The 12,426-nt window shown below is 64.3% G+C and carries 9 protein-coding genes; 7 read left to right on the top strand and 2 right to left on the bottom strand.

The genetic code is table 11. The annotated features are described in order from the left end of the window. Positions 1–55 precede the first annotated feature (55 nt). Entirely contained in the window at positions 56–958 is a 903-nt protein-coding gene (locus P7L68_RS01315; RefSeq protein WP_345959761.1) for an SDR family NAD(P)-dependent oxidoreductase, read from the top strand. A gap of 90 nt (positions 959–1,048) precedes the next feature. On the opposite strand, the gene P7L68_RS01310 is transcribed toward P7L68_RS01315, so the two are convergent. After that, positions 1,049–1,303, bottom strand: a complete 255-nt coding sequence (locus P7L68_RS01310; RefSeq protein ID WP_371999188.1) for an antitoxin — start codon at positions 1,301–1,303, stop codon at positions 1,049–1,051. A 109-nt stretch (positions 1,304–1,412) separates the two neighbouring features. Next, positions 1,413–5,048 carry an AAA domain-containing protein gene (locus P7L68_RS01305; protein WP_371999187.1) on the bottom strand — a complete coding sequence of 1,212 codons (3,636 nt, stop codon included), beginning with the start codon at positions 5,046–5,048 and terminating at the stop codon, positions 1,413–1,415. 264 nt (positions 5,049–5,312) lie between these two features. Here P7L68_RS01305 and P7L68_RS01300 point away from each other — a divergent pair, with 264 nt between their 5' ends. From P7L68_RS01300 to P7L68_RS01275, 6 genes are all read left to right on the top strand, one after another. Beyond that, positions 5,313–5,471 (top strand): hypothetical protein, encoded by a 159-nt coding sequence (locus tag P7L68_RS01300; protein ID WP_371999186.1) that lies wholly within the window; start codon positions 5,313–5,315, stop codon positions 5,469–5,471. 162 nt (positions 5,472–5,633) lie between these two features. Continuing rightward, a complete protein-coding gene (locus P7L68_RS01295) occupies positions 5,634–6,839 on the top strand; it encodes an acyl-CoA dehydrogenase family protein (protein WP_371999185.1) in 1,206 nt (401 codons plus the stop codon). Positions 6,840–7,352: 513 nt separating this feature from the next. After that, complete coding sequence (locus P7L68_RS01290; protein ID WP_371999184.1) at positions 7,353–8,474, top strand: acyl-CoA dehydrogenase family protein; 1,122 nt, start codon at positions 7,353–7,355, stop codon at positions 8,472–8,474. Positions 8,475–8,545: 71 nt separating this feature from the next. After that, positions 8,546–9,361: an enoyl-CoA hydratase/isomerase family protein gene (locus P7L68_RS01285; protein ID WP_371999183.1), complete on the top strand. Its 816-nt coding sequence runs from the start codon at positions 8,546–8,548 to the stop codon at positions 9,359–9,361. 28 nt (positions 9,362–9,389) lie between these two features. After that, the gene (locus P7L68_RS01280) at positions 9,390–11,036 is read left to right on the top strand and encodes a class I adenylate-forming enzyme family protein (RefSeq protein ID WP_371999182.1); all 1,647 of its coding nucleotides are present in this window, start codon (positions 9,390–9,392) and stop codon (positions 11,034–11,036) included. Positions 11,037–11,134: 98 nt separating this feature from the next. Then, positions 11,135–12,424, top strand: coding sequence for an ABC transporter substrate-binding protein (locus P7L68_RS01275; protein WP_371999181.1), 1,290 nt, complete (start codon positions 11,135–11,137; stop codon positions 12,422–12,424). The last annotated feature ends 2 nt before the right edge of the window (positions 12,425–12,426 follow it).

Here is a 12,426-nt window from a genome sequence, read left to right as displayed (position 1 = left end):
AAGAGGGTGGCCGGACCTGCAAAGCGGAAGACGACCGACAGGGAAGGTGGAGTTCATGAGCATGAGGTTCGACGGCCGCGTTGCCATCGTGACCGGGGCCGGCGGCGGTCTTGGCCGTTGCCATGCGCTGGCGCTGGCCGCGCGCGGTGCGAAGGTGGTGGTGAACGATCTGGGCGCCGACGGGCGGTCTTCGGATGCGGCCGCCCAGGTCGTGGCCGAGATCGAGGCCGCCGGCGGCGAGGCGATGGCGAGCGGCGCCTCGGTGACCGATGCGGCGGCGGTTGAGGCGATGGTCGCCGAGACCATGGCGCGCTGGGGCCGGGTCGACATTCTGGTCAACAATGCCGGCATTCTGCGCGACAAGAGCTTCGCGAAGATGAGCCTGGACGATTTCCGCCTGGTGGTCGACGTGCACCTGATGGGTGCTGTGATCTGCACCAAGGCGGTGTGGGAGATCATGCGCGCGCAGAATTACGGCCGCGTGGTGATGACCACCTCGTCCTCGGGCCTGTACGGCAATTTCGGCCAGTCCAATTACGGCGCCGCCAAGATGGCGCTGGTGGGGCTGATGCAGACCCTGTCGCTGGAAGGCGTTAAGAACGACATCCGCGTCAACTGCCTGGCCCCCACCGCCGCCACCCGCATGACCGAGGGCCTGATGACGGCCGAGGTTCTGGCGGCGCTGCGCCCCGAGACGGTCTCCCCCGGCCTGCTCTATCTGGTGTCGGAAGACGCGCCGACCCGGATGATCCTGAACGCCGGCGCCGGCAGCTTTGAACGCGCCTATGTGACGCTGACCGAAGGCGTCTACATCGGCGACGGCCCCGACGCCGCCGAGCAGATCGCCGCCCGCATCGACGAAATCGGCGACCGCGCCCGCGAAATCGTGCCCGAAAGCGGCACCGCCCAGGGCACGTTCGAAATCGGCAACGCCACGGCGGCGCTGAAGAAGAGCTGACCTCTGGCCTGCCCGGATACGGGCGGGGTGGAGGGGTGAGAACGGCCGCATCCTTGGGGGTGCGGCTGTTTTTTTGGGGGGGTGGTAGGGTCAGAGATCGGGGGGTGAGAGATCGGGCGGGAAATCGGGCTGGTCGCGGCCGTCGATCATGACGTCGTCGCTCAGGCCGCGGGCGATGGCGGCGCGTAACGCCGCCCGGCGCCGGTCGGCATCAATCTTCGGACGCAGCACCACGGCATCGCCCTCTCGCGTGATTTCAACCTCGTCAACATCGAAGCGGAAATCCTTCGGCAACCACACAGCCTGTGAATCGCCGGATTTGACTATCTTTGCGAGCTGGGGCATGTCGGGCCTCCCGTATACACCAGATCGAATATATACCGGGATGATCGTCAGAAAAATATCGGACGACATGCCCTTAGATAAAGGGATTTATGAGACAATAACTTCAACGTCAGTGTGTAGCCAGATGGCGCTGAAGGACTTGCAGACTGGCTCCAGAACCCGCCCATGCATTGGCTGAGCCGATCACGTACAGGTTCTGTTTCGCGCGTGTAACAGCGACATTGATAATGTTGGGCGGGTTCGCTGCCCACTGCCGGGCCCTGTGCTGAGCCGCGTTGGGTGCACCCAATAGCAGGATAACCGTATCCGCTTCCCGACCTTGGAACGTATGGATGGTACCGACGCGATCCCGGGCCCATTGATCCTTCTGTACCCCGAACTCTCGGAGCAAGTCTACTTCGCCAGCGACTCGTCTTCGCATTTCCGTCTCAATTATTTTAAATGGTGTAATTATAAAGAGATCAGGATTACGGACACCAGATGCAGCCAGCTGTATTAACATCCGGACAACGACCTCGCCCTCCTCGGGGCACCATTTAGTGTCGGCGTGACCATTAATATTGATCCATCGAGATGGCCCCCACACTGTGCCGATCGGGCCGGGACGCCTCGCCCCTGCTGCATGTACCATCTGGCGTGCGTAGGCGATGGAATTGGAAACGTCGAACATCGGATTCTGACACCGCCGATGTACGAGAAGAGGCAAACCGACCTCTCGGTCGCCGACATCCGCAACGAAGATTGATCGAAAACGCGATGCCTGATCGGCGAGTGTCTGTGCAGATGCCGATGGCGCGGACCATTTGGTTTCCTCAATATTGTAGTATTTGCAGATTTCAGACGTCAATCTCTCGGGCAGCGTGACTACCGGGGGAACTTGCAGCGGATCACCCACGACAATAGAGCGCTTCACCCGCATGATCGCGCCGACCGCTGCCTGAGGAAGTGCCTGCCCGGCTTCGTCAATCAGCAACCAACCCAGGCTCTCAGGGGGCAAATCGCCGAACATGGCTCTGACGGAAGCGAAGGTCGTTGAGACAACCGGCACTACCATGAACAACGTAGACCAGAGATCGGGCAGCAGTTCACGATGGGCCGGAGATTTGAACGAACCGGCGTTCATCGCTGACATCAGCAAACCCAGATTGTGCTGCAGACGACTTGCAGAGGCGTCGATGAACGCTTTGTGGACCGTCAGGGCCGCAGCAAACAGATCTTCACGCATACTGTGGAGGTTGTTGGGCAGCCACGGCGCTGTCAGATGAATTTCGTCATGCGCGCGCTTAAACAGCTGCTCATCGACAATTCTGCCACCCAGTTGGTTTCGTGCCTGCACCACAGCCGCATCAAGAGCGGATACATGCTGCCTTTTTTTCAAAGTTTCTTCCTCGACCGCCTGCAGCCGAGCTTGAAGTCGCATCAAGCCGGTCTCGGCTTTCTGCAGAGCATCCTGCGCCGTTTTCTGCTGTCGGATGGCTTGGTCGACCGATTCGGAAAGGTCCCGTTCAGTAGAGCGCCAGGATTTCCCCGCAGATCCGAGAACACGAGAAAAGAGTCCGGGCCTGTTGGCATTGTGAGCATCCAGCAGTGCCGTGCGCACCCCAACCTGTACCACGGCGTCTTCGTGCGCCTGACGGCACAGTTTTATTGTCTGAAGAGATTGCGCGACGGCCTGCTTCAGTTCAGAAAAAATTCGTTCAAGATTCAGCAGATCGTCTGAGGCTTTCTTGGCCGCCAGAACATCCTTGCGGATTTTCTCAAAGCCGGCAATTTCGGTGTCCACCGCCTCTTTGATCCGCAGGAAGGCAGCACGGGCCTGCCGCCAGGCAGCAGCAGCATCCGTACCATTATTGCTCGGGCGTTCGAGAGCGACCACCGGTGGCAACACCCGATCCAGAATTTTGCCGGTCTGCTGATCCTTGATCTCGCACAGGACGTCAAGGCCGCGCGCCGCTTTCAGATAGGTACGAAAGCCACCGTCATCGTTCCACCAGAACGCCCGCTGAAACGCCGCGCGGTTACCGCTGTTGCCGAGCACGGCAGCCATCAGTCCCCAGGTTTCGACCGGCTCGCGATAGGAGATGTCGTTCTCGCCATAAGAATCGATAGGATTGGGGTTCGCGATCAGATCGCTGATCGACCTGAAGTACGACATCCGGTCATGACGACCATTGGCGTCCTTCAGAGGCAGTTCCTTGCTGACGTTCTCAACGGCCCTATTGTTCGACGACGCAATGATGACCTCGTGGCCTTTCAGCGACGCATCCAACCGATAAAAGTGCAGAAACGCGTTCTGCCCCATTGCCGCCTTCTGGCCCGTCGCCTCAAACGCCTCCTCCGGCTGGTCGAACGCAACCATTGCGATGGCGCGATCGACAATGCATCCGACGACAATGTCCCTGAGAAGCGTCGTCTTTCCGGTTCCCGGCGGTCCATTGATGCCCAAGATACCGGCTGTTCCGCCAAGTTCCGCACGTGCAATATTGACGGCAGCCTGTTGCAGCAGAACCAGTGGGTGGCCGCCCGGCGACGGCCAACGTGCCGGCGGCATAAGCGACGGCGAGACGAAAGGTTCAATAGCCGCAGCGGGCGAGAGGACGTCGACTTTCTCGGCAGGCTGCCCGATGCCCATATAGCGCAGAAGGCCAAGCCCGCCCCGCCCCCCCTCGATCACTTTGACAGCCTGGCCAAGATCCTCAAGATAGAACGAATTCAGCAAAGATGGCTCAGGCGGCGTCTTTGCTTTATAGTAGTGAAACACCTTCAGTGCAAAGCTTGGCGGCTCGACAAGATGAGCGGGCACGCCAAACTGGGCCACGAGCCATCGATGCACCTGGTTTACGACATCCAGATCGAGCGGGATCGGTTTTCCGTCGCTGTCGTGATGTCGCACCATCCGGTCCAGTTTTTCGACGACATGCCGTTCTACCTGCGGCCATGCTCCCAATTTATCGAGTTTGCGATCAAGTGCTACCCTGAGTGCCCAGGCAAAACTGGAGACGGCAATGCCCTTCTCCTCAAGTACATGACCTTCTTTATTTACAAGAATTGAGCCGATCGCCGCCTTCTTGCCATCGGGACGAGAACGCTCGACGTCTTCGCCAAACGCCTGAGCCAGTTCATCCGATGCTCCGTCGAGCGCAATGGCGCCGAGAAAGACCTCGAAGTAGAGCTTATGGTTTGGCCTGCTGCGGACCGATGCTTCCCATGGAACACCACGTTCCAATGGCACGACCCGAGACCGCTCGCCGGCCGCAAGGTCCTGTGGACGTTTGTAACTCTGAGGAGACAGGGCCTCCAGGGCTGTCCACGCTGCCAGTATGGCGCGCGCATCATCCGGCCGACCTGACGGAGAGAAGGAGGGAAGAGCCTCCAGATCTATCGGGACATGTACGACTTCCGGCTGCAGGACTGGAGTATCGGGCACAGCCGGGATCTCAGGACCCCTCGGGGAGATCGACCTGCCCAAGCCGTGCGCATTACTCGGCGGAGTTGCAGAAAAAGGCATCGACGCAGCATCGGACCGATGCACCGCAACGGCAGGAGTAGGCTCGGCAACGGCCCCGCGCTTGACCAGTACCGCCAGCGCCTTGTCTACCTTTATAGCAAGTGCTCTCGCTCTGGGCGTCTTTCGATAAGACAATTCGTCGACCAGAACATCAAGTTCATTTACATCATCGCGCACGTGTCGAAAAATTTGTTCGAGTTGTGCAATATTTTTATTTATATACGGTCGGCTCGACATATGTCCGCTCCGCACTCCTGACTCTACATGAATGCCGATACCTGCGGTATCTGTTGACACCCACACGGCTCCTAAGGGTGCTCGCCTGCCCTCATCTCCGAAGGCTCAGCTACCGGAAGAGATCCGGCAATCATCAAGGCAGGGCACCCGGAAACGTCAATCCCCCGCATAGTCCCCCTCAGATACGATGCTTCCGATCGTCAACGCACGGATGAAAAGGATATGATGATACACTCGAATACCGGCAAAATGGAGGATATTCACATGGACAATCCAATCACTCCCGACCTCACCCCCCTCGACGCCGCCATCCTCCGCGGCCTCGCCGACGGGGCCGCCGGACGCACCCACCCTGCTGACGAGGTCTTCGACGAACTCGAAGCCCGCTACATCGCCATGGCTGAAGCCCGCAGACCCAGGTAGGCCCCCCTCGCCCCCTGCCCCACGCCGCCGCCCCCCACCGCACCGCACAATTCCTCCTAAAATTTCTCCCGCACCGCACAACACGATTTGATCTTGCGCACCGCCCCGGTTTCGGCGACAAGAATAATGACTCATGAATCATTAATCAGTTCGGAGCGAGGCATGCACGCCGAGTTCACGGCCGAAGAGCGGGCGTTCCGCGATCAGGTGCGGCGGTTCTGCGAGGAGCGGCTGCCCGAGGATATCCGGGCGAAGGTGCTGGAGGGGCGGCATCTTTCCCGCGCGGATCACATCCGCTGGCAGAAGATCCTGCATGAACAGGGCTGGATCGCCGGGTTCTGGCCGAAGAAATGGGGCGGGTGCGACTGGACGCCGGTGGAAGGCTATATCTTCCAGGAAGAAACCGCGCGCGCCGGTGCCCCCTGGCTGCTGCCCTTCGGGGTGAATTATGTGGGCCCCGTGATCTTCACCTATGGCAATGCCGATCAGCAGGAACGGCATCTGCCCGGCATCCTGTCGTCCGACGTGTTCTGGTGCCAGGGCTATAGCGAGCCGGGCGCCGGATCGGATCTGGCCGGGCTGAAGACCCGGGCGGTGCGCGATGGCGACCACTATATCGTCAACGGCTCCAAGATCTGGACCACCATGGCCCATTGGGCCGACATGATGTTCTGCCTGGCCCGCACCGACGGTGATGCCGCGCGGCCCCAGGAGGGGATCTCGTTCCTGCTGCTGGACATGAAGCAGCCGGGGGTGACGGTGCGGCCGATCATCTCCATCGACGGCGCGCATCATCTGAACGAAGTGTTCTTCGACGACGTCCGCGTGCCGGTGAGTGAGCGGGTGGGCGACGAGAACAAGGGCTGGACCTACGCCAAATTCCTGCTGGGGCATGAGCGCATGCTCTCGGCCGAAACCGGCAAGGCAAGGCGGCTGATCGGCAAGATCCGGCGCATGGCCGCCCGCCTGCCCCATGCCAACGGCCGCGGCGTGCTGGCCGACGATCCCCGCTTCCGCGACCGCGTCGCCCGGCTGGACATCCGCGTGCTGGCGCTGGAATGGACCACGCTGCGCATGCTGGATGCCGCCATGGACGGGGCCGCCCCCGGGGCCGAGGCCTCTCTGCTCAAGATCCGCGGCAGCGAACTGGTGCAGGCGATCACCGAACTCGCCACCGACGTGCTGGGCCTCTACGGCATCCCCTTCGATGTGCGGCTGCTGGAGGCCGAGGCGCAGGGCATCGAGATCGGCCCCGACGGCGCCGCCGGCATCCTGGCCGAATTCCTCTACCACCGCGCCCCCACCATCTGGGGCGGCTCCAACGAAGTCCAGCGCAACATCCTGGCCAAACACGCCCTGGGCCTCTGACCACAACGCCCGGTACCGGCCTGGATGCAGCGAATGCCGGATCAGTCGATGCCCGGCAGGCCCGCCGGGGCTCTTCAACTGCGGATGTCAGGCACAGCATCCGATCGCCATCGCACACCATCACAACCGTCATCCCGGCGAAGGCCGGGATCCAGGCAGGCATCTACGGGAATGGCACGCGCAGATGTGTAAGGACGGCGATGTCAGGCATCGTGAAGCACGCCGCCGTCCGGGCCGGCACCTGGATCATCGCGGTCCTTCAGATGGAAGCAAACCTGGATCCCGGCCTTCGCCGGGATGACGGTGGCGAGCGTGTGCAAGTGGGGCGGCGACGGAGTCGGACAGATGCCAATGGATCGGGGGCCAATGGATCGGGGGCCAATGGATCGGGGGCCAATGGGTCGGGGCAGATCGGGCGGGAGCGGCACGCAACGGATCACGGCTGTGCATGATGGATCCTGACCACAGCGCGGACCGAAAGACATGATGAAGACATAATGATGGACGGATCAGATGAACTTCCGCTTCACCGAAGAACAGTCGATGCTGCGCGACATGGCCAGGCGCTGGGTCGCGGAGCGCTATGACCTGAAGCGCCGCAAGGCCGCGGCGGCCGGCGGTTTCGATCGGGCCGCCTGGGCCGATATGGCGGAGATGGGCTGGCAGGGCGTGGCCCTGCCCGAAGCGGCCGGCGGCAGTGCCGGCAGTGCGGTCGAGACCATGATCGTGATGGAGGAGATCGGCCGCGGGCTGATGGTCGAGCCCTATCTGCCGGCCGCGGTGATCGCCCCCGCGGCGCTGATGCTGGCCGGGGCGGCTGCGGAGGATGCGCGGCTGGCCGCCATCGCCGAAGGCCGGCTGGTGATTGCCTTCGCCCATGACGAGCCGGGCCTGCGCGACCCGGCCGCCCCGCGCCGCACCCGGGCGGCGCCCGCGGGTGACGGCTGGCGGCTGGACGGGACCAAAAGCGTGGTCCGCGCCGGGGCCGAGGCGGATTGCCTGCTGGTTTCGGCCGCGATGCCGGGCGGCGCCACCGGGCTGTTCCTGGTGGATGCGACGGCACCGGGGATCACCCGCACCGGCTATCCCACACTCGACGGCATGACCGCGGCCGAGATCGTGTTCGACGGCGCCACCGCGCCGGCGGCGGCCCTGCTGGCCGGTGATGCGGATGCCATCCTGGCCGCACTGATCGACCGCGCGATCACCGCCGAACTTTCCGAGGCGGTGGGCGTGATGGAACGGCTGAAGGCGGCCACGCTGGACCATCTGCGCACCCGCCGCCAGTTCGGCCAGGAAATCGGCCGGTTCCAGGCCCTGCAGCACCGCATGGCCGACATCCACATCGCCTGCGAAGAGGCGCGGTCGATGGTCATCATGGCGACGGTCGCCCTGGCCGAAGACGACGTTCTGGCCCGCGCCCGCGCGGTATCGGCCGCCCGGCTGCATGTCGCCGAACTGGCGATGCATGTCGGGCGCGAGGCGATCCAGCTGCATGGCGGCATCGGCATGACCGACGAGATGATCGTCGGCCACGGCTTCAAACGCCTGAAGGTGATCGCCGCCGGCATGGGCGGCAACGACCTGCATCTGGACCGCTTCATCGCCACCACCGATCAGAGCAATGCCGCCTGATTGCCTCTGACATTGAAGACATCACCCAAGGGCGGCAGACGAACCGCCCCGCCTGAGAGGAAACCCACCCCGTGACCACCGAACCCGGCGCCTTCGAATTCCGCGACTATCAATGCTTCACCTTCGAACGCCGCAACCGCGTGTTGACCGCGACCATCAATCGCCCCGAGGCGATGAATGCGGTCAACGCCCGGCTGCACGAGGAATTCTCGCGGCTGTTCACCGACCTGGCCATGGATCCCGACAGCGACGTGGTGGTGCTGACCGGCGCCGGCCGCGCCTTCTGCGCCGGCGGCGACATCAACTGGATGCAGGAACATATCGATGTGCCGGGCGAGTTCGAGCGCACCGGGCTTGAGGCCAAGCGCATCGTGTTCAGCCAGCTGGATCTTGAAAAGCCGCTGATCTGCCGGCTGAACGGCCATGCCACCGGGCTGGGTGCGACAATCGCACTGATGTGCGATATCATCATCGCCTCCGACAAGGCGAAGATCGGCGACCCCCATGTGTCGGTGGGGCTGGTGGCCGGCGATGGCGGTGCCGTGATCTGGCCGCAGCTGATCGGCTTCGCCCGCGCCAAGGAATTCCTGCTGACCGGCGACCTGCTGACGGCACCCGAGGCGGCGCAGATCGGGCTGATCAACCGCGCGGTCGCGCCGGAGAAGCTGGACGACGAGGTCTACGCCCTGGCCGACCGCCTGGCCGGCGGCGCCACCAAGGCGATCCGCTGGACCAAGACCGCGACCAATATCGCGCTGAAGCAGCTGGCCCATTCGATGATGGATGCCTGCATCGGCTATGAAAGCATGTCGAACCTGACCGAAGACCATCGCGAGGCGGTCGCCGCCTTCCGCGAGAAGCGCAAGCCCGCCTTCACGGGTCGATAAGCTGACCGGTCGATCAGAGGGATCCGCCATGGCCGCCCCCACGCCCCAAGGACCGCTTGAAGCCGATCTCGCCCGCAGGATTGCGGAGACGGGCACGCTCGGCCGTCTTCTGCGGGCGCGGGCGGCGGAGCATGGCGCGGCACCCATGCTGATCGCGCCCTCGCTGCTGCACCCGGCAGAGGCGGACGGGCTGGCCGTGACCAGCTTCGCCGCCATGGCGGCCGGAGCGGAACGGCTGGCCCGGGCGCTGGTGGCGGCGGGGGTCGGGCCGGGTGACGGCGTCGGCGTGCTGGCCACCAACGCCGCCGTCACCGAGGCCCATCTGGTCCAGTATGCCACGGCGCTGGCCGGCGCGGTTCTGGTGCCGGTCAACCCGCGCTATGGCGACGAGGATCTGGACCACGCCATCGCCCTTGGCCGGCTGAAGATCGCCTTCGCCGAGCCGGGGCTGATGGCGCGGCTTCAGGCTGCGGTCAGGCGGATGGGGGGCGATGTCCGCTGCATCGACATGGCCGCGGAGCTCGCCGGGCTGATGGCGGATGCCGATGCCGGTCGCGCCCTGCCCGAGGTGGCGCCCGAGGCCATCGCCGATCTGATCTTCACCTCGGGCACCACCGGAAAGCCCAAGGCGGTGGAGCACAGCCACCGGTCTGCCGTGGCCACGGGGGCGATCTTCGGCACGGCGCTGGGGCTGACGCCGGATGACCGGCATCATCACGCGGTGCCGTTCTTCACCAGCTCGGGCGTGCATTTCAACCCGCTGGCCGCGCTCTGGGCCGGGGCGGCCATGATCGTGGAGCCCGCCTTCGAAGCGCCGCGCATCCTGGAGCGGATCGCGGAGCGGCGGAGCACGGTGCTGCTCTCGGTGCCCTCGGGCTTCCTCTATCTGCTGGACGCGCTGGCGCGGGCCGGCAACGACACCCCCGATCTTTCGAGCATCCGTCTCTGGAATTATGGCGGCGCCGCCATGCCCCAGGAGGCGGTGATGGCACTGACCCGGCGCTTCCCGGACGTCGACCAGCGCCAGAACTACGGCATGACCGAGACGGGCCCCACCGGCACCATGCTTCTCCCCGACGAGGTGCTGGTGAAGCCCGGCTCGGTCGGCCGGCCCATGCCGCTCTGCCGGGTGCGGATCACCGATGCCCAGGGCCGCGCGCTGCCGGCCGGGGCGGCGGGCGAGATCGAAATCCTGAGCCCTGCCAACATGATCGGCTATCGCGACGCGCCCGAGGCGACGGCGGAGACGATCAGGGACGGCTGGGTCCGCACCGGCGACTGGGGGCGGATCGACACCGACGGCCATCTCTATCACCTGGACCGGCTGAAGGATGTGATCGTCCGCGGCGGGCTGAAGATCGCCGCCCGGCGGGTGGAAGACGTGCTGCACCGCATCCCCGGCGTGTTCGAGGCGGCGGTGATCGCCCTGCCCCATCCACGCCTTGGCGAGGACGTCGCGGCGGTGGTGGTGCGTACCAGGCCCGACACAACCAAAGACATCGAAACTGATGAGAACTTCATCGTACGGCTGCGAACGGCCGCCGCGGCAGTGCTGGCCGATTACGAGATCCCGAGACGGATCTTCCTCACCGATGCGCTGCCCCGCAACCCGCTGGGCAAGGTGTTGAAGACCGAACTGCGCCGGCAGCATGCCGGGGCATCCCCACACAACTGACACGATCTGCACCAATCGCACGGATAAGGCATGAAGGCGCGGCCCGCGCCCCAGGGCGACGGCCATCAGAATCGCGCCATGCCAGGGAGGAGACAGAGATGACCCAGAGCTTCAAGGGCCCCAGGTTCAGCCGGCGCACCCTGCTGAAGACGACAGCCGCCGCGGCCGCGATCGCGCCGATGAGCCGGCTGTGGATCCCCGGCGCCCATGCCGCCGACAACCCGATCAGGCTGGGCCTGGTGACCCCGCTGTCGGGCGCGCAGGAAATGATCGGCAGCTTCGTGCGCCACGGCGCCGAGATTGCGGTCGAGAAGATCAATGCCGATGGCGGCGTCAACGGCCGGCCTCTGGCGCTGGAAATCCGCGACAGCAAGGCCAACCCGGCCGCCGCGACCGTGGCGGCGCGCGAATTGCTGGGCCAGGGCGTCAACCTGCAGCTCGGCACCATCTCGTCGGCGGTGGCGCTGGCCATGGGCCCGCTGATGCAGGCGGCCGGCGGCACGGTGCTGACCTGCGGCGCGGGCACCGAGAAGCTGAACCACGAGAATTACAGCCCCAACGTCTTCCGGGTGGGCGACAGCCCCTATTCGCGCCAGTACGGCCTGATCCGGCTGATCGCCGAGCGCTACCCGAACGTCACCAGCTGGGGCGGCATCATCCCCGACCATGAATACGGCCGCACCACCTGGGCGATCTTCGTGGATGCGATGCTGAACATCTTCCCCCAGGTGACCGGCAAGCAGCCCGAGATCCAGCGGCCGATCCTGGTGCCCTATGGTGCCGGCGACTACAAGAACTTCATCGCCGCCGCGGTGCGCCAGCCCTTCGAGGGGCTCTACACCTCGGCCTATGGCGGCGATGCCGTGACCCTGTTCCAGCAGGCGAAGCCCTTCGGCCTGTTCGAGAAGACCAAGGTGGTGGTGGACTCGGCCAATGAATTCCTGGTGCCGCTGGCAATGAAGGATCAGACCCCGGACACCTGGACCGGCACCCACTGGTATTTCAACGGCAACACCGACAACCCGATGTCCAAGCATCTCTACGATGCCTATGTCGCGCGCACCGGCAACAAATATCCGATGGGCTGGGCGGCGGAAGCCCATGCCGCGGTCTATGCCTACAAGGCCGCACTTGAGAAGACCGGCGGCGAGACCAAGGCCGATGCGATCATCGCCGCGCTGAAGGGCCTGACCTTCGACAGCGCCACCGGTAAGCGCACGCTGCGCGCTGAAGACAACCAGGCGATCAAGAACGTCGAGATCATGCGCATCAGCCCCAAGGCCGACAACCCGGATGGCTTCGCGGTCACCGACTTCGTCTCGGTGCCGGGTGACAGCGTGGTGGAGCCGGCGCGGCCCGGGCAGAAGCTGGAACTGAAGTCTCTCTGACG

The sequence above is a fragment of the Tistrella mobilis genome (assembly GCF_041468085.1).
GTDB classification, from domain to species: Bacteria; Pseudomonadota; Alphaproteobacteria; order Tistrellales; family Tistrellaceae; genus Tistrella; species Tistrella mobilis_A.
Note: the sequence above shows the minus strand (reverse complement) of the source record. Positions and strands in the feature narration are given on the sequence as shown.

What these genes read in the sequence shown, in the direction of transcription:
- P7L68_RS01300 (WP_371999186.1), top strand. Translation starts at nt 5,313, where the DNA reads ATGGACAATCCAATCACTCCCGACCTCACCCCCCTCGACGCCGCCATC.
- P7L68_RS01315 (WP_345959761.1), top strand. Translation starts at nt 56, where the DNA reads ATGAGCATGAGGTTCGACGGCCGCGTTGCCATCGTGACCGGGGCCGGC.
- P7L68_RS01275 (WP_371999181.1), top strand. Translation starts at nt 11,135, where the DNA reads ATGACCCAGAGCTTCAAGGGCCCCAGGTTCAGCCGGCGCACCCTGCTG.
- P7L68_RS01290 (WP_371999184.1), top strand. Translation starts at nt 7,353, where the DNA reads ATGAACTTCCGCTTCACCGAAGAACAGTCGATGCTGCGCGACATGGCC.
- P7L68_RS01310 (WP_371999188.1), bottom strand. Translation starts at nt 1,303, where the DNA reads ATGCCCCAGCTCGCAAAGATAGTCAAATCCGGCGATTCACAGGCTGTG.
- P7L68_RS01295 (WP_371999185.1), top strand. Translation starts at nt 5,634, where the DNA reads ATGCACGCCGAGTTCACGGCCGAAGAGCGGGCGTTCCGCGATCAGGTG.
- P7L68_RS01305 (WP_371999187.1), bottom strand. Translation starts at nt 5,048, where the DNA reads ATGTCGAGCCGACCGTATATAAATAAAAATATTGCACAACTCGAACAA.
- P7L68_RS01280 (WP_371999182.1), top strand. Translation starts at nt 9,390, where the DNA reads ATGGCCGCCCCCACGCCCCAAGGACCGCTTGAAGCCGATCTCGCCCGC.